We start from the raw sequence: 23936 nt of genomic DNA on the forward strand, positions 1-23936 counted from the left end.
GTTGTTTTTGGCTGAATTATTATAACTCACATCATGCCGTCTAAAAAATAATCACGAAAGATCAACACGCCCTAATATATAAAAATATTAACAAAAAAGCAGGACTAATAGCCTGCTTTTTTATTACTACTATCGGTCGTTTTTAACGCATGGTAACAAACTCTTCGGCAGCAGTTGGGTGAATAGCCACCGTATTATCAAAGTCTTTTTTAGTTGCTCCCATTTTAAGCGCTACTGCAAAGCCTTGTAACATTTCGTCCATTCCGTAACCAATGCCATGAATACCAACAATTTTTTCATCTTTCCCCACGCATACTAATTTCATTCGACAAGGTTGTCGATGCTGTGTTACTGCGGTGTACATTGCTGTAAATGTTGATTTATACACTTTTACGTTTTCTTCACCATACTGCTGTATTGCTTCTGGTTCAGTCAATCCTACTGTACCAATTGCAGGATGAGTAAATACGACGGTCGGAATATTACTGTAATCTAAATGTTCATCAGGTTTATTGTTAAATAACCTTTCTGATAAGCGGCGCCCTGCGGCAACTGCAACAGGTGTTAGCGCTATAGCGCCTGTAATATCATCACCGACAGAATAGATGCCTGGGACATTGGTGTTTTGGTATTTGTCGACGATAACAAAACCTTTATTATCAACCGCAATTCCTGCCGCCTGTAAATTCATGTCATTTGTTGCTGGATCACGTCCAATCGCCCAAATTAAACAATCAACTGTGTAACTTTCGCCATTTTCGAGGTTTAATGTTAGTGAATTATCACTATTTTTAATTACCGATTTTGGAACCGCAAAAGTATGTAATTGTTGTCCTTCAGTAGCAATAACTTCCATTAAGGTTTCAACAATAAGCGGATCAAAAGATCGTAGTGGTGTAGCATTGCGAACAAATTGATGTGTTTGTGCGCCCAAAGCGTGTAATACGCTTGCTATTTCGCAAGCAATATAACCTGCGCCAACAACTGCCACACGTTTTGGCAAGGCTTTTAGAGCAAAAAAGCCATCTGAAGTAATGCCATTTTGCGCACCTGGAATATTGGGAATGCTTGGTTTTGCGCCAACAGCAATTAGAATATGATCAGCACTATAGTGTTCGCCATTTACCTCAACGGTGTGAGAGTCAACAAATTTTGCATAGCCATGAATGACGTCAACTTTGTTATTAGTAAGTACCCGATCATAAGACTGATGAATGCGATCAATATAAGCAGTTCGACTAGCAATTAATTTATCCCAATTGAATTGATTAATAGTGGTATCAAAACCGTAATCGGGACCATAATGTTTTATAGCTTCTGCAATTTGAGCACCATACCACATTACTTTTTTGGGTACACAACCAACATTAACACAGGTTCCACCTAATAATTTGGCTTCAATAATGGCACATTTCTTTCCATAGGACGCAGCTCGATTAATTGATGCTATCCCTCCACTACCACCACCAATGGCAATGTAATCATAATGTTTGGTCATAAAATATCCTTAATACTCTTTTTCGTTATTTGCTTATTAGCTTTGCATAAAGATCACAATAAAAAAAGTATTAATTTTGAAATTTAACAATAGTTATTAACGATTGATTAAAGTGTATTAATTTTTTTTACTGATTTTTATCTTAAACAAGAATTAACTAAGGTTATTAAGAGCTGAAAAGCCAATTGGCTACTTATTTCCAAGTAGCCAATTTTATTTGTGATTATTTAGCTTAGCGTTTTTTTTATTGCATTAATAATGTTGGTTGTTGAACATCCATCTTCAAAATTGAGCACTTTAACAGTTCCACCAGCAGCAATAACTTCTTTACCGCCAGCGATATCTTCAGGTTTATAATCGCCACCTTTGACTAATACATCGGGTAAAATAGTGCCTATTAATCGCTGTGGTGTTTCTTCCTCAAATGGCACGACCCAATCAACTGAATCAAGTGCACCTAATACAATCATTCGTTGCATAAGTGGGTTTATTGGTCTTGATTCACCTTTTAACTGCTTAACCGAGGCATCGCTGTTCACAGCAACTATTAGACGATCACCAAGTTTACGCGCATTAGCAAGGTAAGAAACATGTCCTGCGTGTAAAATATCAAAGCAACCATTGGTCATGACAATTTTTTCACCACGCATCCGTGCTTTTTGAACTTCTTCTTTAAGTTCTTCTTCTGTCATTACACCAAATCCGTCATCGGCACGTGCTCGAATGGCATTACTTAACTCTACTTGTGATACTGTTGAAGTGCCAAGTTTACCAACAACAACACCCGCTGCCGCATTGGCTAAGAAACAGCTTTCCTCTAAAGATTGCCCTGCGGCTAAAGCTGCAGCTAATGTGGCAATTACGGTATCGCCAGCACCTGTGACATCAAATACTTCTTTAGCTTGAGTCGGTAGATGATAAGTTGGTTTATCTAATTGAAGCAATGTCATGCCTTTTTCGCTTCGTGTAACCAATAGCGCTTTTAGTTGGTACTGTTTAATCAGTTGGTGGCCTTTTTCTATGATTTCATCTTCACTTTGACAATGACCAACTACCGCCTCAAACTCTGACATATTAGGGGTTAAGATTGTTGCACCGCGATAACGTTCAAAATCAGTCCCTTTAGGATCAACTAGAATTGGTACATTTGCTTGATTAGCAAGCTTAATTATTGCTTGAACTGCTGATAATGCTCCTTTAGCATAGTCCGACAAAACCAATACTTTATGCGTCGCCAATGCTGTTTGAATACGCTCAAGAATAGGAGTTGCATCAATATTGCCAAATCCTTCTTCAAAATCAATACGGATCAATTGTTGATTACGTGATAGGACTCGTAGTTTAGTTATGGTTGGGTGTGTTGAAACAGAGACAAAATCACATTGAACTTTGTGTTTACTTAGCTGTTCATCAAGAATTTTGGCTGGTTCATCAATACCTGTTAATCCGATTAGTCTCGCGTTACCACAAAGCGATGTAATATTCATAGCAACATTAGCCGCACCACCTGGTCGCTCTTCTAAAGAGTCAATTTTAACTACAGGTACTGGCGCTTCGGGGGATATCCGATTAGTTCCTCCATACCAATAGCGATCTAACATAATATCGCCTACAACTAATACATTGGCACAATTAAAATCAGGTAATGAGGTCTTCATTATGACTTGTTATCCTTAATTATTCAGTTAATTCATCTTTTATCTGTTAACTATCTTTATCAGATTCATAACTGTCGTTATCTTCTGTTTTGTCATTTTTTCGTGGTTGATAAAAACGGGCAAAAAAAGTGCCGATTTCAAACAGTAAACAGATAGGTACAGCTAGTAATATTTGTGAAAATACATCGGGAGGTGTAACAAACATTGCAACGGCAAACACTCCAACAATTATATAAGGGCGCTTTTTTCGTAGACTTTTAGGAGTAGTTATTCCTGTCCAACAAAGTAGTATAATGGCAACTGGCACTTCGAAAGCAAATCCAAAAACAATAAAGAGTGTCATTACAAAATCAAGGTATTTTGTAATATCTGTATTGATAGCTACATCAATAGGTGCAGTGTGAATAAAAAAGTAAAATGCTAGTGGAAACACCACAAAGTAAGCAAATGCGATACCAAGATAAAAGAGAATTGTGCTTGATACAATTAACGGCATTACTAGACGTTTTTCATGTTGATATAGTGCTGGTGCGATAAATCCCCAAACTTGATACAGTATGTAAGGAATTGAGATAAATATTGCCACCACAGCAGTTAGCTTAATTGGAGTAAAAAATGGCGCTGCAATATCTGTTGCTATCATGCTACTACCTTGAGGTAATTGGCTGATAAGTGGATTTGCCACGATATGATAAATATCATTGGAAAAATAGAGTAAGCAAGCTAATACTAGCAAAATACAGATAATAGAGCGTAGAAGCCGTGTTCTAAGTTCAACAAGATGTCCAATTAATGGTTGTGTAGCGTCGTCGGTCATGATTTATTTTTATCTGAGTGAGAGTGAGAATCGATCAGCGTTGCAGAGTCGATCTCGTTTTGTAATGATTCTGTTACGCGCTTTAAATCATCAATTGATTCTTGAATCTCTGGCGTAAGTGTTGTTAAACCACTTTGTTCAGCCTTTTTTAGACTGTCTTGTAACTCTTGCAGTTTAAGTTCTTTATTTAATTCTAACTGTACAGTAGCAGACATTCGGCGGAGTACTTTTATCCATCCTGCAACTGTTTTTATGGCAATAGGTAACCTTTCTGGCCCTAAAACCACCAGACCAATAATTAATACCAATAGTAACTGACCAAAGCTGATGTCGAACACGGGTTACTCTTTTTTGCTATTGTTAGTATCTGTATTGTTAGTATCTGATGAGTCAATATTCTCGACTTTTTGTAAATTGTCTTGCTCTTTTTGGTCGTGGCCGTCATCATCATTCATCGCTTTTTTAAAGCCTTTAATTGATGCACCAAGATCGGAGCCTAATGTTCGTAATTTTTTTGTTCCAAATAACAAAACAACAACAGCAACTAATATGAGGAGTTGAGGCAAGCTTGGCATCATGATAATTATCTCCAGTAAGGTTAATACCTAAATTATACACACAAACTACAATTTTCCCAAATAACTAGTTTTGTGCTCAATTCTTAATGCACAATTAGTATAATAATACATAATGCACAAAATAGTGCAATCGCTGTATATAAATTTCGTTCACGCTTTTTACTACGCTGAAGTTCTTGATTGATTTGCTGTAATTGAACATTCATTTGTTTAGAAATTCGTTCATAATCATTTAATTTTTCTGGTAACTGTGGCAACATGACCCGCCACTGAGGCAACGATTCCCAAGCTTGTTGTAGTATCTTTTTAGCACTATATTTATCTCGATACCACTTTTCTAAAAACGGCTTTGCTGTTTGCCACAAATCAAGTTCTGGATAAAGCTGACGACCAAGTCCTTCAATATAAAATAGCGTTTTTTCAAGTAAGGTTAGTTGGGGTTGGATATCCATATCAAATTGACGTGCAACTTGAAATAATTGCAGTAAAATCTGTGAAAATGAGATTTCAGAAAGTGGTTTTGAAAATGCGGGCTCACATACATTGCGCATTGCCATTTCAAGTGCAATAACATCTGTTGTTGCTGGTACCCAGCCTGATGCAATATAGGTTTCGGCTATTTTTCGATAATCTCGATTGAAAAATGCTAAGAAATTTTCTGCAAGATAGCGTTGATCATCAGCACTTAATATACCAACAATCGCACAATCAATACCAATATAACGTGGATTTTGTGGTTCTGTAATATCAACAAAAATGTTGCCTGGATGCATGTCAGCATGAAAAAAGTTATCACGAAACACTTGGGTAAAAAAAGCTTGTACTCCTCGTTCTGCAAGTAATTTCATATCAACATTATTTTGCTTTAACTGATCGATATCTGCAATGGGGATCCCTTTAATGCGCTCTTCAACCATCACATTTTTTCGACATAAATCTTGGTAAACATAAGGGATATATAAAATGTCGCTATTGATAAAATTATCGCGTAATCTAGCCGTGTTGTAAGCTTCTTTTTGTAAATCTAACTCTTTTAATAGTGTCATTTCATAATCATGCACTATTTCAACCGCTCGTAATTTTTCGCCTGATTCAATCCGCTTAGTTAATTGTTTAGCCATCCAATACATCAAACTAATATCGGCTTGGATAACGTGTAAAATGTTAGGACGCAATACTTTGATAACTACTTCGGCTTGACTACGTTTTAATATCGCCTTATGAACTTGTGCTATTGATGCTGATGCTATTGGTTTTTCGTCAAAATCTGCAAAATAATAATCAATTGGCTGCTCTAAAGCTGACTCAATTATTTGTTTGGCAATTTTACCGTCAATAGGGTTAACTTGGTCTTGTAATTTTGCCAAAGCATCGGCTATGTGTTTTGGTAAAATATCTCGTCGAGTTGAGATCATTTGTCCAATTTTCACCCAAACTGGACCTAGTTCTTGTAACGCTAGTTGTAAACGTTCACCGATTTCTTGATGTTTTGCTTTAGCTCTAACCCAAAACATACAAAATAATAAAGTACGCAACCATTTTGATGAACGATGTTTTGGCAACAATTCATTTAATTGATAAGCTCGGAATACAGTTAATATTTTAAACAGTCTAAAAAATGTCATTATTATTCATCGCATCAAAATTTAAAGCCAGTATGTAACGCAACTATACCACCAGTCATATTGTGATATTTCACATCGACAAATCCTGCATCTTCCATCATTTTTTTCAATGTATTTTGATCAGGATGCATACGGATAGATTCAGCTAAATAACGGTAACTTTCAGAATCATTTGCCACTATTTTCCCCATCAATGGTAACATGGTAAATGAGTATAGATCATACGCTTTATTCAGAATTTGATATTGCGGTTTAGAGAATTCAAGAATTAATAAACGCCCGCCAGGTTTTAATACTCGCCACATGGATCGTAATGCTTTTTCTTTGTCGGTGACATTACGTAATCCAAATGAAATAGTAATACAATCGAAATAGTTATCTGCAAAAGGTAATTCCTCGGCATTAGCTTGTACATATTCAATGTTTTTAAATAAGCCTTTGTCACGTAGCTTATCTCGTCCCACTTTTAACATCGATTCGTTAATATCAGCTAACACAACCAATCCATCATCACCAACAAGTTGCGAGAATTTTGCCGTTAAATCACCAGTACCTCCTGCCAAATCTAAAACTTTTTGACCTTTACGCACGCTACTATATTCAATGGTAATTTTTTTCCAAATACGATGTATGCCAAATGACATTAGATCATTCATAACATCATATTTATCAGCAACAGAATGAAATACTTCAGCAACACGTTTTACTTTTTCTTGTTTGGGAACTTGTTTGTAACCAAAATCAATTTTTTCTTGATTTGTATCGTCTTGTTTGTCAGAAGATTGAGACATAAAAATTTACCTATCACAAATATTTGACTTATTTTAACATAAGCCACAATAAATGTGATGAACTAAATCAATAATGCTTCAACCTCTTTTGTGATTGTTTCAAAATGTTCCAGCCGTGAGGATTTTGGATTTAAATCTTTTTCGTGAATGACTAAATCAAAATGATAACTGTCTTTAAAAGCTTTTAAAATTTCATTATTTTTTTGAAATAATTGATTGTAGTACTGTGCTAATGTTTCAAAATCAATTGAGGTAAAAACAACCTTATTGGCGCTTTCAACAGCTTTTGAAATCCGTTCTACATGTAACATCGCAATTTTCATAAAATCAGATTCACTCAAATAGCGTTTGTTATGCTGAGTTAAGATTTCTCGCTCAATATAATTAATATAACCGTTAGGTACATATTGAGTATTATAAATATTAGCAAATTGAATAGGTAAATCACGAAATCTATTTTGACCAACAATAGCTACTTTTTTAACAAAAAAAGGTTTTGCTGCTTGTGCGATATAAGACCAGTTTTTATAAGGATTTTCACGGATTTGGGTTGCGCTGATGCTTATAAAATCTCGATTGGCATCAACAATGATTACCGGACAGCCAAAATAGAGTTCATGATTTTTGACATCTTGCGGTTCACTAGTAAATACTACGTTAGGCTTAATTTTATGTTCGGAAAGAATTTGCTTAACGCGACAACTCCAATCTTGCCATCCATTGGGATAAAATTCAATACCAGCTTCATCAAGTACATGGATATGAATATTGTGGCGATCTTTAAACGTCTCTTTTAACCATGAAAAGCGGTCGCTAACTTGTGGTTGTTTGGGTAAGCGGCTTTTATCAAATAGCTGCTTATCACGTGATGCCTCACAGCCCAATATGATATGTAACACATCAACTTGGCTCATTGCTTTTTCAATCAAATAAATATGACCACAATGTAAAGGATAAAACTTCCCAAAAATTAAACCAACTTTATGCTTTAAAGCCATAACCATTACCAAAATACACAATAACTAATAACAATTTACAGAAAAAAAAAGCAATTTCTAATCAAATCATGCTATTTGATATATTTTACCAATTAGTAAAATAACTTTTACCATACAAATAGTTGATAATAAAGATAAAATAATACTTTATTATTTTTGTAAATTAGATAATAAAATACCCGTTGCAACCGAAATATTTAACGCAGGCATGTTATCATTTCCCTTTAAATGGACAACAACATTAGCACAATTAATAAGTTTTATATTAATTTGTTGAAATATAACTAACGCAACTTTTTTATCAAACTTGATTTTATGCAATTGAGTTGATGCAATGGATTTTGCCTGACACGGTAATAACGCAACAACTTGGTAACCACGCTGTTTAAGCATATCAAGTGAAGCAACAAAATCATCACTTTTAATTGATTCAACAGCCTCAATACCACCTTCTGCCACACGCATGGCAGCGCCACTATCGAGTAAATTTGTTTGACGTAATATAACGCCATTAACACCATAAAAAGCAGCACTACGAATTAAGCCACCTAAATTATGGGGATTATGAACATCGTCAATAGCTAAAATACAATCATGATCTTTATTACTATTGTTTTCTAAATAATCCAATAAGGTAAGTGGAACACGTTTTTTTACAATTAGGCAGACACCGCCATGGTGCTGAGTTTGAGTTATTTTACTAATTTGCTCACTAGAGATAACATCATAACCTAACCGTTGTTTGACTAACCAGTCTATTAGATCTTTAAACTGATAAGTCATCTCTTGGGTAATAAATAGTTTAACAATAGCTGTGCGTCGATGTTTGAAAACTGCTTTACAGCTATTTTCACTATAAACTAAAGTTTCTTCTTTACGTTGGCGATAGCCATCATAACCAAAGGTCGGTACTTGATCATTAGCACGAACCTTTTTTTGCCATGGTGAATCATTATCGATAGATGATTGAGATTGATTAAGTTCAACATTAAACCGCTTTTTTGCAAACTCAGATTTATCATTTCGAGGTTTGAATGTTTCAATACGATCATGACGATCTCGTTTAGATTTCAACTGAAATGAATCATCTTTACGCTTCTCTTTCCATCGAGAGGGCTTTTCAATAGCCGAGCGAGAATGTTTTTTAGATTCACTATTTTTGGCGTAAAAAATAGATGGTTTATTTTTTTCGGTATTGTCGTTCATATCAATCTCACAATTAATCGGTTATCGCGTACGGATGGTTGGGGCTATTTTATCTAATACGCCATTAACAAATTTATGGCTGTCAGCAGCACCGAAGGTTTTTGTTAAATCAATGGCTTCATTAATTACCACTTTATAAGGTACATCTTGACGTTTCATTAATTCATATAGTGCGATTCTAAGTATCGCTAATTCAATTTGTCCTAATTCATCAACAGATCGTTCAGTGAGATAAGGCGTCATTTTATCATCTAATTCGGCAGTATTTTTTGCTACACCATTTAATAATTCACGAAAATACTTAGAATCGACGCCTTTCATATCTTGTTCTGCAATAAAACTTGTCTCAACATCAGCAAGATCGTTTCTGGAAACTTGCCAAGAGTAAATGGCTTGTACCGCACATTCTCTTGCTCGACGACGAGGATTAACTAATGCCACAAAATTACTCCTTAATTGCTTTAATAATATTTAGCATTTCCAGCGCAGTTAATGCAACTTCAGCCCCTTTATTGCCTGCCTTAGTGCCTGCACGTTCAATTGCTTGTTCTATACTTTCGGTGGTTAAAATACCAAACCCTACTGGAATAGTGTTATCTAAACTTGTACTTAATAATCCAGAGCTTGATTCACCAGCAACAAAATCAAAATGCGCTGTACTACCACGAATTACGGTACCTAACGCCACAACAGCATCATATTTTTTTGACTGTGCGGCAACTTTAACAGCTAGAGGAATTTCATAAGCACCAGGAACCCAAATAACAGTGATATTTTTATCATCAACTTGTCCTATACGTGTCAATGCATCAATTGCACCATTTACTAGGCTATCATTAATAAAATGATTAAAACGCGCCACTACAATTGCAACTTTAGCTTTTGGTGCAGCAACTTTACCTTCAATCGTTTGCATATAAATTCCTTATTAATTCTATTTTATGCCATTTCACTCTGTTTTGCGTGAAAATTACTAAATAAATTGTATCACGAATTAAAGACTTATCCTATCGGCAAATAGCGTTACGACCAAGTTCTATCCAATATATTATTTAAAATAAATGCAAAGAATTTAACTATTTGCAAATGTATTATTTGTTAAATTTAAAATTAATTTAAATTTTGTCGTTATTTCAACCATCATTATTAGAAATAACCTTAATTTATTTCTATTTCAATGTTTATTTTTGCACTTAATGGCATAGTTCCTAAAATGTTCTTACCAAAATAAGAAATTTTGTTTTTATTGCTTGCAAGCTATTTTGAACAAATTACAATAGTCTATAAATTTATTTATTATTGATGGAGAAATACCTGTGTATATTGACAATATTCGTGATGAATTAAACCAAGCTATTAACGTATTAACTAATTTTGTTTCAGATGATAAAAATCTCCAACAAATCCAAAAAGCTGCTATTTTAATTGCTGATTCGTTTAAACATGGTGGTAAAGTTTTATCATGTGGTAATGGTGGCTCTCATTGTGATGCTATGCATTTTGCTGAAGAATTAACTGGTCGCTATCGTGATAATCGCCCTGCTTATCCTGCGATAGCCATATCAGATGTAAGCCACATTTCGTGTGTAGGTAATGATTTTGGATTTGATTCTATCTTTTCACGTTATGTTGAAGGTGTAGGTCAGAAAGGTGATGTACTTTTAGGTATCTCAACTTCAGGAAATTCAGCTAACGTGCTTAAGGCAATTGAAGCAGCAAAACAAAAAGGGATGAAAATTATTACGTTAACTGGTAAAGATGGTGGTAAGATGAATGGACTTGCCGATGTTGATATTCGTGTTCCACATTTTGGTTATGCCGATCGTGTGCAAGAAATCCATATCAAAGTTATTCATATTCTTATTCTGTTAATTGAAAAAGAGATGGCAAAATAATATGTGTGAATTATTGGGTATGAGTGCTAATGTGCCAACCGATATCTGCTTTAGTTTTACTAGTTTAATTAAACGAGGTGGGGACAAAGGTCCTCACAAAGATGGTTGGGGAATTACTTTCTACGAAGGAAAAGGTTGCCGAACATTTAAAGATCCTGAGCCTTGTAGCTATTCGCCTATTGCTAAAATGGTGAAAGAATATCCCATCAAATCTAAAGCTGTGATTGCTCATATTCGACAAGCAAATCGAGGCGGTGTCGCACTAGAAAATACCCACCCATTCACCCGCGAACTCTGGAGTAAAAATTGGACTTTTGCCCACAATGGACAATTAACCAATTACCAAAATTTAGATACAGGGCTTTTTCAACCTGTTGGAGAAACCGATAGCGAATACGCTTTTTGCTATTTAATTAATCAATTACAGCAAAAATATTCACAAAAACCTGTCGATGATCTTGAGCTATTTAATTTTATTAAGCAATGTGCCGATCGATTAAGCCAACTAGGCATATTCAATATGCTACTTTCTGATGGGCAATATGTGTTTGCCTATTGTACAACGAATTTGCATTGGATAACCCGTAAAGCACCATTTGGCAAAGCAAAATTACTGGACGAAGATGTAGAAATTGATTTTCAAAAACATACAACACCCAATGATATTGTTACTATCATTTCAACCTTACCATTAACTTCAAATGAGATATGGCAAAAACTTAATACTGGCGAAGCGATTTTATTTAAAGATGGCGAAATTAGCCAATCTTCCGCATTTTAATAGGGTGCTTGGTGACTCATTTTTAAATTGATAATGCAGATAACTTAAAGTTATCCATAACATTATAGGTTTTTAGCTAGAACAATCAGCAATACCATTGCCAATAACATACCAAAACCTTGTGAACAAATTGCCGAAATCCTAACGCAAAACCAACAAAAAGTGCACTCCAACCAACTTGACTAACAAAGTGGGTTGAAACAAGCGGAAACACAACATAAAAACCCAAGACAATAAACAGATTATCAAGTAAAAGTATTTGCCGACCTGTTTTACGAATTTGAGATGGTATTGGCATTTATTTAACTCTTTGAGTTAAATAGTTTTGATAATCAGGAATTTCAATATCAACTTCTTGCGTAAAAATAGAGGACTGAATTAATGCATTGGCTGTGGCTTGATTAGTGGCAACTGGAATATTCCAAACAGTAGATAATCGTAACAACGCTTTCACATCTGGATCATGAGGTACAGCATTAAGTGGATCCCAAAAAAAGATTAAGATATCAATTTTACCTTCTGCAATTAATGAACCTATCTGCTGATCTCCCCCCATCGGACCACTTAACATTGGCGTGATATTTAATCCTGTTTCTTGCTTTATTAATGTTCCAGTAGTGCCCGTGCCACATAAATTATGACGAGAAAGCTCTTCACGATTTTTTTTACACCAACTTAATAAAGAATCTTTCAGATGATCGTGAGCAACTAAAGCAATATTTTTTTTAGCTAGTAATTTACGTGTGGTATATAGCATCATTGTATCCTAATTCATTATTATATTTTTTTAATTTTTAACAGAGTATTAATCAAAGCGCAAGGTTTATTTAATTGATAATAGATAATAAAAAAGGCACCGAAGTGCCTTTTAAAATAAAGATACAATCAATTAGAATTGGTAAATTAAACCAAGTGCTACTGTGTCTTTTGTTGTGCCCTTGATTTGTGATTTAGTAAATGAACCATCTTCATATAAAGCACGGCGTGCACCGATATCATCTTTATCTAACAAGTTAATTTTATAATCGATAATAGCTTGTAGGTTTTTGTTAAAGTCATAAGTTAAACCAACATCAACATATTTAGCTAAATCATTACCTTTAAGCCCTGCATCACTTGAATAACTAGATGCGTCTTTAACTTTATGTTGGATATAAGCAACAGATGGCGTTAAACGTCCTACTTCAAAGTCAATACCATATTGAGCAACTAATTCATAGCCTTTGGTTTTTAAATCATCAGCGCTACGAGTAGTTGAGGCATTATCCCAGCCATATTTTTGTTTACCTTGAATATATAACGCAGCTAAATAAAGGTTGTCGTTGTCATATTTAATACCAGCTGACCATGCTTTAGCATCTTTATGACCACCAGTTTGTGCATAACCAGCACCAACAGATAAACCAGTATCAAGCACATCCCAATCAACAACTGAACCCCATGCTTCAGCACTATTGCGTTTATCATTAAGAGTATAATTACCGAAATGACGTGTTGAGCTGTTATCTCCGTTATCCGCATATTGAACGGCAAAACGTAAACCATTCACTAAGCCAAAGAAATCTGAATTACGGTAGGTTGCAACGGCTTTAGTACGAGCTGTTAATGCATAAAGATCATTATCAGAAGCATCACCACCAAATTCTGGTAAAACGTCAGTGTAAGATGTTAATGTTTTTAATACACCATCATTGCGACCATAGTCGAATGAACCAAAATCACCAAAGTTTAAACCAGCAAATGCATAACGAGTTTCATTATCAGCATTTTTACCTGTTTTTGCTTCATATTCCCAACGACCATAGCCAGTTACGCTGTCGGTCACTTGTGTTTGACCTGACATACCTAAACGTGCAGTGGTCTTGTCACCTTCACCTGTTTGGTTATTGCGATCAGTAATATAGTTTAATGCGTAAACACGACCATAAAAGTCAACTTTATTACCGTCTTTATTCCACACTTCAATAGAAGCGTTTGCTGTACCTGCAATTAAAAGTGCAGGAATAGCGATTGCTAATAGATTACGTTTCATTTTTTACCCTCAAAGGTATTTTATATTATTAAAGATGCAAATTGCTTTGCTCTGGTTTAACAAATAACTGCTAATAATCAGCAATTATATTATTACTGTGATAGCCATTTTGCCTAATAAACATGGCTCTAATGCCACATTGCCTATTTAACAATGGAATTTAGATTTATTCTGCGAATTTTCGAATATTTTAATACTTATTATAAATTTTTTTAGGCATAAAATGTTTTTTTAGGTGGGAATGAATTCAAAAGATGAAAAAAAAGGCACCTAAGTGCCTTTTTATAAGATATTAAGCGATTAGAATTGGTAAATTAAACCAACACCTAACACATCTTTAGTACCTGGTTTAGTATCGTGACCACGTGGATTTTCAGTATTTGAAGCTGCACCAAAATCTTTACGATCAAGAAGGTTGAATTTATATTCAACAATCGTACTAAAGTTTTTGTTTAAATCGTAAGTTGCACCTACAGATACATACTTAGCTTCTGGTGAATTGAAACCTCTATACTTCCAACGGTAACCATATTTTGAAAAATTATCATAATCAGAAGATTTAACTTTGTGTTGAACATAAGCTAGAGAAGGAGTTAAACGACCAACTTCAAGATCGATACCATATTGAGCAACTAATTCAAATCCTCTGACTTTTAAATCTGTATCTCTTATATGATAAACGTAATCACCAATTAATCCATAAGTACCAACCGCATTCTTATGTTTACTTTGGAAATAGTTAGCACCTAAATATAAATTATAGTTATCATATTTAAGACCAGTTGCCCAAGTACTTTGACGGCTATCACTTTTTGAAGTTTGAGCGTAACCTGCACCAGCTGTTAAACCAGTGTCAAAAATATTCCATTGAACATTTGCACCCCAAGCTTCTTTGGATTTATGGTTAATACGATCTTTAGTAGTACCTGATACAGGGTCTAACCATTTTTTATTCTCAATATCTTTAACTGCATCACCATTATCGGCATATTGTAATGCAAAGCTAATATCATCGGTTAAACCGAAGAAGTTATTGTTACGGTAAGTTGCAACAGCTTTAGTACGTTCTGAAAGAACATGCCATTCATTGTTTGCTGCATCACCACCAAATTGTGGTAATACGTCAGTATAAGCAGTAATTGCTTTTAACACACCGTCATTACGACCATAGTCGAATGAACCAGCATCACCAAAGTTTAAACCAGCGAATGCATAACGTACTTCACTACTGCCGTCTTTACTTTTACCCGCTTTAGCTTCATATTCCCAACGACCATAACCAGTTACGCTATCAGTGATTTGAGTTTGGCCTGACATACCTAAACGAGCTGAAGTATCATCACCTTCGCCTTTTTGACCACGGTCAGTGATGTTGTTAGCTGCTTTTACTCGGCCGTAAAAGTCAACTTTATTACCATCTTTGTTCCAAACTTCGATAGATGCATTTGCACCAGCTGCGACTAAAAGCGCAGGGATAGCGATTGCTAATAGATTACGTTTCATTTTTTACCCTCATGGTTATTTTTTAAAAAGACACTTCCATAAGTTTAGTGTCAATTTTCGTACAATAATTATTCATCCAAAAAATAATATTTTTATCTATTATTTTTCTACTTTTTACAGTAGTGTAAATTATGTATAAATTTTTTTTAAAATCAAGCGAACTTTTCATTAAATGTAGTATCTAAGTCTAAATTTAAGCCTGTTTGATTGTTTTTTAAACTAAAACAGATTAATATCTACCTACTGTAACTCTCAATAAATTCTTGTTAGGGATTTTAATCAACTTAAAAGTTTGCATTACGCGGCGTTCTTGGGAATGGGATAACATCGCGCACATTTTGAACACCTGTTACATAAACAATTAAACGTTCAAAACCAAGACCAAAACCAGAATGCGGCACAGTACCATATCGACGTAAATCACGATACCACCAATAATCTTCTTTTTTAAGTCCCAATTCTTCCATGCGCTTATCCAACATATCTAAACGCTCCTCACGCTGAGATCCACCAATGATTTCACCAATTCCTGGCGCTAAAACATCCATTGCTGCTACCGTTTTACCGTCATCATTCATACGCATATAAAATGCTTTAATATCTTTCGGATAGTTTTTTACTACCACTGGTGCTTTAAAATGTTGTTCAGCTAAATAACGTTCATGTTCTGAAGCTAAATCAATTCCCCAGCTGACTGGGTTTTCAAATTTAGCATCACAATTTTGTAATATAGTGATAGCATCAGTGTAATCCACTTGAGCAAAATCAGCATTAATAAAGTTTTCAAGACGATTGATTGCTTCTTTATCGACATGCTGAGCAAAAAATTGCATATCATCAGCACGTTTTTCTAGCACTTCTTTAAACACATATTTCAACATATCCTCAGCAAGCTTAGCGTTATCATCTAGATCAGCAAACGCTACTTCAGGCTCCATCATCCAAAACTCAGCTAAATGGCGAGTAGTATTTGAGTTCTCTGCTCTAAATGTTGGACCAAAAGTATAAACTTTAGAAAGTGCACAAGCATAAGTTTCAGCGTTTAATTGTCCAGAAACGGTTAAAAAAGATTCTTTACCAAAGAAATCTTTATCAAAATCAACTTTACCATTATCAGATTTAGGCAGATTTAGCATATCAAGTGTTGAAACGCGGAACATTTCGCCCGCCCCTTCAGTATCTGATGCGGTAATAATAGGAGTTGATAGCCAATAAAAGCCACGATCATTAAAAAACTGATGAATTGCTTGCGCAAGCGTATGGCGTACACGCGTTATCGCACCAACAATATTGGTTCTTGCACGCAAGTGAGCCACTTCACGAAGATATTCAATTGAATGGCGCTTTGCTGCCATTGGGTAAGTTTCGGGATCGTCAACAAAGCCATACACTTCAACTTGCGTTGCTTGTAATTCATATTTTTGACCTTGACCTGGTGACTCCACTACTTTACCAGTGACTTTAACGGAACAACCAGCTGTTAGACGCAAGATTTCCTGTTCATAATTAGGTAAATTATTTTCAATAACAGCTTGAATAGGGTCAAAGCAGGAACCATCGTAAACAGCTAAAAATGAAATACCTGCTTTAGAATCACGGCGAGTTCTTACCCAGCCTTGAACTGAAATAGTGCTACCAACAGCAATTTTGCCTTGTAACACATCAACAATAGGTGCAACTGAAGTCATTTAATTATCCATCTCTACATTAATTTGTTTAAGTAATATTTAAAGTAATACAGATATATTCTAAAGACTATCCCATAACGAAATGGAATTCTTGAATAACTTGTTTCTTATTACTAATTACTAATTTTTAGTTTCTAATATTAATAATAAGTTAAACATGAATTATTATCATTGTTTAACACTAAAAGTTCGTTTTAATTCATCAATAAAATCTAAATCCTGAGATATCGTTTTACCTGGACTATCTGATAGTTTAGCCACAGATTGATTATTACATTCCGTTAATTTAAGCACAATGTTCAATGCTTTGGTATTGGCATCTTTAGATGGAATATCACAAGCTAAAAAACCACCGACGCCAAAAGATAATTTTACGCGATGATTAAAATGTTGATAGATTTTAATCGCCTTATCAAAATTTAAGCTATCAGAAAAAACCAAAAGTTTAGTTTGTGGATCTATGCCCAATTGCTGATAATGAGCAATTGCTTTTTCACCCCATTGAATTGAATCACCTGAATCATGACGAAGCCCTTGATAATGGGAAGCAAAATGCAAATCAAAATCACGTAAAAATGCATCCATTGTAATACAATCTGTTAATGCTATTCCTAAGTCATGAGGATATTCATCTAACCAAACTTGAAGAGCATTTCTTTGGCAATCTTGAAGATTAGCACTTAAACGTTGATGAGCTTGAAACCACTCGTGTGCTTGGGTTCCAACAGGAGTAAGCCCTAAACGATAAGCCAGTAAATAATTGCTAGTACTATGAAAGTTATGAAAGTGTGTTTTCAAATAACTGACAACTGCCTCTTGCACCGCAAACGAATAACGCCTACGCGTACCAAAATCCATTAAATTAAAGCCCGACATATCCATATTAGCTGTTTTTTCATTAAACAACGCCAATTTATCTTTTAGCCGAGCTAGTGCCTCAGAAACTCCAATATTAGGTGAACGATCTTTATGAACAATTTCACTGATAACGGCAAGTAATGGCACTTCCCATAGAATAACATCTAGCCATTTACCTTCAATTGTAATAGAAAGCACTCCATCTTCATTTTTTATAGTGAGCAAATCACTATTGAAACGCCATTTTTTAAGCCAATTTAAATAGTCAGATTTAAAAAAGGAAATATTTGATAAATAGTTAAATTCATCATCAGACAGCGCTAATGATTCCATTAATTTCACTTGATGTATTATTTCATCAACATATTGTCCCAATAAATCATCACTACGACAACGAAACTGCGCAACGACAGTTACCTCTGGGTAGTAATGAAATACAGCCTGCTGCATATGCAACTTATAAGCATCAGTATCTAATATTGATGTAATTATTGCTGGTAACATGTAAATTTAGTGCTATTGCTTTAAATAAAAATTTCAAAGATTATAGCAGAATAATAATGAAGATATAGATTAATTATGTAATAAGATTGTTTTTAATCAGCTATAATATCAACCAATATAAAATATAAATTGATTTCAAACCAAAAGGTCATAACAACATGAATACAAAAACACCTGAATCGCTGCCTATTGCCAAAAATCGTCTTGATTATAAATCACCCGATTTTACCATTACCGACATTGATCTTGATTTTGATTTAGCTCCCGAAATAACAACCGTCACAGCTCGTAGCCATGTTGTTAAGAAAAATAATAAAGCGGACAATTTAATTTTAGATGGTGAAGATCTTAAATTGATTTCTGTTAATATTGACGAACAACCATGGCATGATTATCAGCTCACAAAAGCTGGTTTAATCATTCAGCGTGTTCCAGCAGAATTTACATTAACGATTGTTAACGAAATCAAACCAATTGACAATACAGCACTTGAAGGATTATATGTATCAGGCGAAGCGCTCTGTACTCAATGTGAAGCAGAAGGATTCCGCCATATTACCTATTATCTTGACAGACCTGACGTTCTTGCTCGCTTTTCAACACGTATTACCGCGAATAAACAACATTATCCTTATCTACTTTCGAACGGTAATCGCATAGCGCAAGGCGAGCTTGCAGATGGACGTCATTGGGTACAATGGCAAGATCCTTTTCCAAAACCGGCTTACTTATTTGCATTAGTTGCTGGTGATTTTGATATTTTAAAAGATCAGTTTATCACGCAATCAAAGCGGAAAGTTGATTTAGAAATTTACGTTGATAAAGGTAATTTAGATCGTTCGCAGTGGGCTATGACAAGCTTAAAAAATGCCATGCGTTGGGACGAAACACGCTTTGGGCTTGAATACGACTTAGATATCTTTATGATTGTAGCGGTTGATTTTTTCAATATGGGAGCAATGGAAAACAAAGGATTAAATATCTTTAATTCAAAATATGTGCTTGCCAAACCACAAACAGCAACAGATGATGACTATTTAGGTATTGAAGGTGTAATTGGTCATGAATATTTTCACAACTGGACTGGTAATCGGGTAACCTGTCGCGACTGGTTCCAACTTAGTTTAAAAGAGGGATTAACTGTATTTCGAGATCAGGAATTTAGCGCTGATATGGGATCTCGTGCAGTAAAACGCATTGAGGATGTCAAACTTTTGCGCACCGTTCAATTTGCCGAAGATGCTAGCCCAATGTCTCACCCTATTCGGCCTGAACAAGTAATAGAAATGAATAACTTTTACACAGTCACCGTGTACGAAAAAGGCGCTGAAGTTATTCGAATGATGCATACTTTATTAGGAGAAGATAAATTCCAAGCAGGGATGAAACTTTATTTTAAACGCCATGATGGTAGTGCCGCAACTTGTGATGATTTTGTTGCAGCCATGCAAGATGCCTCAGGTATTGATTTAACTCAATTTAAATTATGGTATAGCCAATCAGGAACACCTGAATTAACCGTTACCGATAATTATGACGAGAAAAATCAACAATATACTTTAACAGTAGAACAATATACGCCAGCTACTCAAGATCAAGCACAAAAACAGGCTTTGCATATCCCACTTGATATCGAGTTATATCAACATAATGGTGAAATAATTCCACTGCAATACCAAGGCAAATCTGTTCACCATGTTTTAAATTTAACACAAAACAAACAACAATTTATCTTTGATAACGTAACTCAAAAACCGATTATTTCAGTATTACGTGATTTTTCAGCACCTGTTAAGTTAACTTATGATTATCAAGATAATGATCTTATTTTCTTAATGCAACACGCTACTAACGCATTTAGCCGTTACGATGCAGCTCAAATGTTATTAGCAAAATATGTTCGCTTGAATGTAAAAAATTATCAAGAAAATCAAAATTTAATGTTGCCTGATTCAGTATTAGATGCATTTAGAGCCGTATTGTTATCAGAAAAAACTGACCCTTTCCTTATTGCACAAATCTTAACCTTGCCATCTGAAAACGAGTTGGCGAATTTATTTACTGTGGTTGATCCAATCGCAATTCATCAAGTGCGTCTATTTTTGTTAACGCATTTTGCAAACGAACTTTATGATGAATTATTAGCCATTTATCACCACAATAAAACATCACAATATCAAATTAAACATAATGACATTGCTAAGCGGTCACTTAAAAACTGTTGTTTAACTTTATTAGCTCATGCCGATGATAATTCGCACGCCAATACATTGGTTAACCAACAATATTATCAAGCAAATAATATGACTGATTGTTTAGCCGCCTTGAGTGTTGCTGTAAAAGCTGAACTTGATTGTCGAACTGAGTTATTGGCTAACTTTGATGACAAATGGCATCAAGATGGACTTGTTATGGACAAATGGTTAGCACTAAACGCAACAAGCCCAGAAAAGAATGTTCTTGCTACCGTGAAAAAATTATTAACTCACCGCTCATTTACACTCAGTAACCCAAATCGGATTCGTGCATTAATTGGAGCATTTGTAAATAATAACCCTGTGGCATTTCACGCTGAAGATGGCAGTGGTTATCAATTTTTAGTTGAAATTCTCACTGAGTTAAACCAAAAAAATCCGCAAGTTGCAGCAAGGCTTATCGATCCTCTAATTCGATTAAAACGTTATGACAAAAAGCGTCAAAAGCAGATGCAAAAAGCACTTGAGGCATTGCTAAAAATTGAAAATTTATCTAAAGATTTATTTGAGAAAATTAACAAGGCACTAGAAGCCTAAGTAGGAAATAGCATTCTGCAATATCGTTGTAGGATGCTATTAATAAATTTAAAATTGAAGTTGAAATTTTATACTAAAACGTAGAGTTTCCTGAAACTTTTTTACAAGCACTTTAATAAGTTTTAAATAATGACAATAAAAGAAATCACTCCCACAGAACTTGCACAAAAATTAAATCAGCAAGATAATCTATTTCTACTCGATGTACGAGAACCCAATGAAATAGCCATTTGCAGTATTGGCAACGCAACTCATATTCCAATGAATATGATCCCTTTATATCTAGATAAAATCCCAGATGAAATCGATATTGTTATTTATTGTCATCACGGCAGACGTAGCCTAACTGTTGCTCATTATTTAGCAGAAAACGGATTTGATCCTAACTTTCTCTATAATCTTACAGGAGGGATTGATGCTTGGGCGCTAACAATTGATAAACAGATGGCACGATACTAAAATGCCCGTTATCAAACGGGCTTTTCTTCATTACTTTACCTTGCTATGCTTATTCTTGAGGCATCACCCAATAACCATTTTGGTTATGCGTTTTCATATAATCTTTAAATTGTTGAGATTGATAAATACGCTTCACATCTTGAGCCCATCGACTATTTTCGTTTCCTTCATTCACTACAACCATAATTTCCAAATCAGGAATGATGGTTTCAGAAAGTAATGCTTTGTTCGAGTCAATATTAGCAGAATAAACAATGCTACCTGGAATTACCGCAAAATCTAATTCATTAAGCACTCTAGGAATATTGGCCGAATCCATTTCAATAATTTCAATACCTGCAATATTTTGAGCAATATCATTTTTACTAACAATAATAGGATTTGTATTATTTTTTAATTTTATCCAACCAGCTTTTTCTAGTAGATTATATGAACGAGCTGCATTAGAAGCATCTTGTGGAATAGCAACTTTTGCTCCTGAAAAAACTTGCGTTAATGAGGTGAACTTATTTGAAAATATTGCCGCAGGTACCGATGGTACATGCACAACCGATTTTAAATTTGCTTTACGCTGGGCATTAAACACATTCATATAAGCTGTGTGCTGTGCAACGGTTAAATCAATACTACCTTCACTTAAAGCTACATCTGATTCAAGTAAATGCGGAAAATTCACTAATTTAACCTTATAACCCTCTGATTCAAGTATGGGTTTAACAGCATCATTAAAAAGATCATTATATGGACCTGGTGATACGCCCATGCTAATTTCTTTTTTTGTCTGATTATCGACTGGTTTAGACGAATTATCACAACCAATAGTCAAAAACACTGAACTAGCAACTAAAACGACTGATATGTATTTAAATATTTTTTGTTTGATAAACGCATTTTTCATTTCAGCTATCCTCTATAAGCTATAAGCATTAAATACACTCTAACACAGAAAAAAGCATTCATTTATTCCAAGTAATTCTATCTTATAACTATATGGAATAAGATATAAAAAACGATTATTAGAGCAACAATTTAACCTGTGATACCGTTAGATATATCAATTATTGTCAATCGTTGAATATGCCATATAAACACCTGCAATAAATGATTCAGCCAAATTGCCTAAGCAAGCACTTATTCAACTAGAACAAAATAAATAGGTGATGAACAATGATTAAATTTGAACATGTCTCAAAACAATATGAAAGAAATGGCGTCACAACACAAGCTTTAAACGATATTAATTTAACCATCAGTAAAGGTGATATTTACGGCATTATTGGTTACAGCGGCGCAGGTAAAAGTACCTTAGTGCGCTTAATTAACTTTCTTGAAAAACCAACACAAGGCAATGTCATTATTCAAAATAAACTATTAAATCAATTATCTAGTAATGAATTACGTCAAACCCGTCAAAAAATTGGTATGATTTTTCAGCATTTTAATTTGCTTGAATCAAAAACCGTATTTGAAAATATTGCTATTCCTTTAATTTTAATCAAAAAAGATAAACATTCGATTAAACAAAAAGTCTATGAACTTTTGGAATTTGTTGGATTAAGTGATAAAGCTAACAGCTATCCCAAAGAGCTTTCTGGTGGGCAAAAACAGCGCATTGGTATCGCCCGAGCATTAGCCAACGGTCCTGATATTTTACTATGTGATGAAGCAACTTCAGCACTTGATCCACAAACCACTCAAGCTATTTTAGATTTAATCAAAAAAATCAATGAAGAATATAAAATAACAGTCGTGTTAATCACTCACGAAATGCATGTAATTGAACAAATTTGCCATAAAGTTGCAGTAATGGAAAAAGGCAAGATTATAGAACAAGGTAACGTACTTGACGTATTTGGACAACCAAAACACCAAACTACTCAAAATTTTGTTAGCTCAGTGATCAACGATCAAATTCCAAATGGTGTTGTGGAAAATTTGTTAGAAATAGAAGGTAAAAAAGACAATATTAAATTATTTAAGCTCGAATTCTTAGGACGATCTGCGTCAGAACCCGTGATAAATTCACTTATACTGCAACAAAAAGTTATCGTCAATATTTTGTTTGCCCATATGTCAGAAATCGAAAAAACGGTTTTAGGTAGTATGTTTGTTCAACTAAAAGGTAACGATAGTAATATCAAAGAATCAGTACATTACTTACGTGAGCGCGGTGTGCAAGTCACTGAAATTAAACATTGGGAGATGAGTAAAAATGGAAATATTTAATACTATAATTGACTATTTGGCCTCTTG

At 34.6% G+C, this 23936-nt stretch carries 22 protein-coding genes and 1 pseudogene; 5 read left to right on the forward strand and 18 right to left on the reverse strand.

From position 1 onward, the window contains the following. Positions 1 to 142: 142 nt before the first annotated feature. The 11 genes and pseudogenes from gorA to ribH form a co-directional block, all read right to left on the reverse strand. Positions 143 to 1498 (reverse strand): glutathione-disulfide reductase, encoded by a 1356-nt coding sequence (gene gorA, locus B9N71_RS03760; RefSeq protein ID WP_085164219.1) that lies wholly within the window; start codon positions 1496 to 1498, stop codon positions 143 to 145. Between the two features lie 227 nt (positions 1499 to 1725). Continuing rightward, the gene (gene hldE / locus B9N71_RS03765) at positions 1726 to 3156 is read right to left on the reverse strand and encodes a bifunctional D-glycero-beta-D-manno-heptose-7-phosphate kinase/D-glycero-beta-D-manno-heptose 1-phosphate adenylyltransferase HldE (protein WP_085164221.1); all 1431 of its coding nucleotides are present in this window, start codon (positions 3154 to 3156) and stop codon (positions 1726 to 1728) included. 46 nt (positions 3157 to 3202) lie between these two features. Continuing rightward, positions 3203 to 3973 (reverse strand): twin-arginine translocase subunit TatC, encoded by a 771-nt coding sequence (gene tatC / locus B9N71_RS03770; RefSeq protein ID WP_065609060.1) that lies wholly within the window; start codon positions 3971 to 3973, stop codon positions 3203 to 3205. 50 nt (positions 3974 to 4023) lie between these two features. Further along, positions 4024 to 4311, reverse strand: a pseudogene (gene tatB / locus B9N71_RS03775) (Sec-independent protein translocase protein TatB); the annotation flags it as partial. Between the two features lie 3 nt (positions 4312 to 4314). Continuing rightward, positions 4315 to 4548, reverse strand: coding sequence for a twin-arginine translocase TatA/TatE family subunit (tatA, locus tag B9N71_RS03780; RefSeq protein WP_051634208.1), 234 nt, complete (start codon positions 4546 to 4548; stop codon positions 4315 to 4317). Positions 4549 to 4634: 86 nt separating this feature from the next. Then, positions 4635 to 6176, reverse strand: coding sequence for a ubiquinone biosynthesis regulatory protein kinase UbiB (gene ubiB, locus B9N71_RS03785; RefSeq protein WP_085164223.1), 1542 nt, complete (start codon positions 6174 to 6176; stop codon positions 4635 to 4637). Between the two features lie 14 nt (positions 6177 to 6190). Further along, entirely contained in the window at positions 6191 to 6967 is a 777-nt protein-coding gene (ubiE, locus tag B9N71_RS03790) for a bifunctional demethylmenaquinone methyltransferase/2-methoxy-6-polyprenyl-1,4-benzoquinol methylase UbiE (RefSeq protein ID WP_034911549.1), read from the reverse strand. Between the two features lie 62 nt (positions 6968 to 7029). Next, on the reverse strand, positions 7030 to 7965 hold the full coding sequence (gene nadR, locus B9N71_RS03795; RefSeq protein ID WP_167370050.1) for a multifunctional transcriptional regulator/nicotinamide-nucleotide adenylyltransferase/ribosylnicotinamide kinase NadR: 936 nt from the start codon (positions 7963 to 7965) through the stop codon (positions 7030 to 7032). A gap of 150 nt (positions 7966 to 8115) precedes the next feature. Further along, entirely contained in the window at positions 8116 to 9171 is a 1056-nt protein-coding gene (locus B9N71_RS03800) for a TrmH family RNA methyltransferase (RefSeq protein WP_085164227.1), read from the reverse strand. Positions 9172 to 9192: 21 nt separating this feature from the next. Then, positions 9193 to 9612 carry a transcription antitermination factor NusB gene (nusB, locus tag B9N71_RS03805; RefSeq protein ID WP_034911540.1) on the reverse strand — a complete coding sequence of 140 codons (420 nt, stop codon included), beginning with the start codon at positions 9610 to 9612 and terminating at the stop codon, positions 9193 to 9195. A gap of 4 nt (positions 9613 to 9616) precedes the next feature. Then, positions 9617 to 10087, reverse strand: a complete 471-nt coding sequence (gene ribH, locus B9N71_RS03810) for a 6,7-dimethyl-8-ribityllumazine synthase (RefSeq protein ID WP_085164229.1) — start codon at positions 10085 to 10087, stop codon at positions 9617 to 9619. 400 nt (positions 10088 to 10487) lie between these two features. On the opposite strand from ribH, the gene lpcA reads away from it, so the two are divergent. Further along, positions 10488 to 11066 (forward strand): D-sedoheptulose 7-phosphate isomerase, encoded by a 579-nt coding sequence (gene lpcA, locus B9N71_RS03815; protein ID WP_085164231.1) that lies wholly within the window; start codon positions 10488 to 10490, stop codon positions 11064 to 11066. 1 nt (position 11067) lies between these two features. Continuing rightward, positions 11068 to 11847: a class II glutamine amidotransferase gene (locus B9N71_RS03820; protein WP_085164233.1), complete on the forward strand. Its 780-nt coding sequence runs from the start codon at positions 11068 to 11070 to the stop codon at positions 11845 to 11847. 85 nt (positions 11848 to 11932) lie between these two features. Here the strand turns inward: B9N71_RS03820 and B9N71_RS03825 are convergent, their stop codons facing one another. The 6 genes from B9N71_RS03825 to pncB form a co-directional block, all read right to left on the reverse strand. After that, positions 11933 to 12145: a hypothetical protein gene (locus B9N71_RS03825; protein ID WP_085164234.1), complete on the reverse strand. Its 213-nt coding sequence runs from the start codon at positions 12143 to 12145 to the stop codon at positions 11933 to 11935. Continuing rightward, positions 12146 to 12604, reverse strand: coding sequence for a methylglyoxal synthase (locus B9N71_RS03830; protein ID WP_085164236.1), 459 nt, complete (start codon positions 12602 to 12604; stop codon positions 12146 to 12148). Between the two features lie 132 nt (positions 12605 to 12736). Next, positions 12737 to 13879, reverse strand: a complete 1143-nt coding sequence (locus tag B9N71_RS03835; RefSeq protein ID WP_034911519.1) for a porin — start codon at positions 13877 to 13879, stop codon at positions 12737 to 12739. 300 nt (positions 13880 to 14179) lie between these two features. Further along, on the reverse strand, positions 14180 to 15382 hold the full coding sequence (locus B9N71_RS03840; protein WP_085164238.1) for a porin: 1203 nt from the start codon (positions 15380 to 15382) through the stop codon (positions 14180 to 14182). A 284-nt stretch (positions 15383 to 15666) separates the two neighbouring features. Next, the gene (gene asnS / locus B9N71_RS03845) at positions 15667 to 17070 is read right to left on the reverse strand and encodes an asparagine--tRNA ligase (protein WP_085164240.1); all 1404 of its coding nucleotides are present in this window, start codon (positions 17068 to 17070) and stop codon (positions 15667 to 15669) included. 168 nt (positions 17071 to 17238) lie between these two features. Further along, the gene (pncB, locus tag B9N71_RS03850) at positions 17239 to 18432 is read right to left on the reverse strand and encodes a nicotinate phosphoribosyltransferase (protein WP_085164242.1); all 1194 of its coding nucleotides are present in this window, start codon (positions 18430 to 18432) and stop codon (positions 17239 to 17241) included. A gap of 158 nt (positions 18433 to 18590) precedes the next feature. Between pncB and pepN the strand changes: the two genes are divergently transcribed. Further along, positions 18591 to 21224 (forward strand): aminopeptidase N, encoded by a 2634-nt coding sequence (gene pepN / locus B9N71_RS03855; protein WP_085164245.1) that lies wholly within the window; start codon positions 18591 to 18593, stop codon positions 21222 to 21224. A gap of 129 nt (positions 21225 to 21353) precedes the next feature. Further along, positions 21354 to 21683, forward strand: coding sequence for a rhodanese-like domain-containing protein (locus B9N71_RS03860; protein WP_065560916.1), 330 nt, complete (start codon positions 21354 to 21356; stop codon positions 21681 to 21683). A 49-nt stretch (positions 21684 to 21732) separates the two neighbouring features. Here B9N71_RS03860 and B9N71_RS03865 read toward each other — a convergent pair whose 3' ends face one another. Continuing rightward, positions 21733 to 22581, reverse strand: coding sequence for a MetQ/NlpA family ABC transporter substrate-binding protein (locus B9N71_RS03865; protein ID WP_141671398.1), 849 nt, complete (start codon positions 22579 to 22581; stop codon positions 21733 to 21735). 269 nt (positions 22582 to 22850) lie between these two features. Here B9N71_RS03865 and B9N71_RS03870 point away from each other — a divergent pair, with 269 nt between their 5' ends. Beyond that, positions 22851 to 23909, forward strand: coding sequence for a methionine ABC transporter ATP-binding protein (locus B9N71_RS03870; protein ID WP_085164247.1), 1059 nt, complete (start codon positions 22851 to 22853; stop codon positions 23907 to 23909). The last annotated feature ends 27 nt before the right edge of the window (positions 23910 to 23936 follow it).

Origin of the sequence: Gilliamella bombi, from assembly GCF_900103255.1 — a bacterium.
Lineage (GTDB): Bacteria > Pseudomonadota > Gammaproteobacteria > Enterobacterales > Orbaceae > Gilliamella > Gilliamella bombi.

Excerpts from the sequence above, each read along its gene's own strand:
- B9N71_RS03840 (WP_085164238.1), bottom strand. The coding sequence starts at position 15,382 with ATGAAACGTAATCTATTAGCAATCGCTATCCCTGCGCTTTTAGTCGCA.
- B9N71_RS03870 (WP_085164247.1), top strand. The coding sequence starts at position 22,851 with ATGATTAAATTTGAACATGTCTCAAAACAATATGAAAGAAATGGCGTC.
- B9N71_RS03835 (WP_034911519.1), bottom strand. The coding sequence starts at position 13,879 with ATGAAACGTAATCTATTAGCAATCGCTATTCCTGCACTTTTAATTGCA.
- ubiE (WP_034911549.1), bottom strand. The coding sequence starts at position 6,967 with ATGTCTCAATCTTCTGACAAACAAGACGATACAAATCAAGAAAAAATT.
- pepN (WP_085164245.1), top strand. The coding sequence starts at position 18,591 with ATGAATACAAAAACACCTGAATCGCTGCCTATTGCCAAAAATCGTCTT.
- pncB (WP_085164242.1), bottom strand. The coding sequence starts at position 18,432 with ATGTTACCAGCAATAATTACATCAATATTAGATACTGATGCTTATAAG.
- B9N71_RS03865 (WP_141671398.1), bottom strand. The coding sequence starts at position 22,581 with ATGAAAAATGCGTTTATCAAACAAAAAATATTTAAATACATATCAGTC.
- B9N71_RS03800 (WP_085164227.1), bottom strand. The coding sequence starts at position 9,171 with ATGAACGACAATACCGAAAAAAATAAACCATCTATTTTTTACGCCAAA.
- B9N71_RS03820 (WP_085164233.1), top strand. The coding sequence starts at position 11,068 with ATGTGTGAATTATTGGGTATGAGTGCTAATGTGCCAACCGATATCTGC.
- asnS (WP_085164240.1), bottom strand. The coding sequence starts at position 17,070 with ATGACTTCAGTTGCACCTATTGTTGATGTGTTACAAGGCAAAATTGCT.
- ribH (WP_085164229.1), bottom strand. The coding sequence starts at position 10,087 with ATGCAAACGATTGAAGGTAAAGTTGCTGCACCAAAAGCTAAAGTTGCA.
- ubiB (WP_085164223.1), bottom strand. The coding sequence starts at position 6,176 with ATGACATTTTTTAGACTGTTTAAAATATTAACTGTATTCCGAGCTTAT.
- tatA (WP_051634208.1), bottom strand. The coding sequence starts at position 4,548 with ATGCCAAGCTTGCCTCAACTCCTCATATTAGTTGCTGTTGTTGTTTTG.
- gorA (WP_085164219.1), bottom strand. The coding sequence starts at position 1,498 with ATGACCAAACATTATGATTACATTGCCATTGGTGGTGGTAGTGGAGGG.
- nadR (WP_167370050.1), bottom strand. The coding sequence starts at position 7,965 with ATGGCTTTAAAGCATAAAGTTGGTTTAATTTTTGGGAAGTTTTATCCT.
- hldE (WP_085164221.1), bottom strand. The coding sequence starts at position 3,156 with ATGAAGACCTCATTACCTGATTTTAATTGTGCCAATGTATTAGTTGTA.
- B9N71_RS03860 (WP_065560916.1), top strand. The coding sequence starts at position 21,354 with ATGACAATAAAAGAAATCACTCCCACAGAACTTGCACAAAAATTAAAT.
- B9N71_RS03825 (WP_085164234.1), bottom strand. The coding sequence starts at position 12,145 with ATGCCAATACCATCTCAAATTCGTAAAACAGGTCGGCAAATACTTTTA.
- tatC (WP_065609060.1), bottom strand. The coding sequence starts at position 3,973 with ATGACCGACGACGCTACACAACCATTAATTGGACATCTTGTTGAACTT.
- B9N71_RS03830 (WP_085164236.1), bottom strand. The coding sequence starts at position 12,604 with ATGCTATATACCACACGTAAATTACTAGCTAAAAAAAATATTGCTTTA.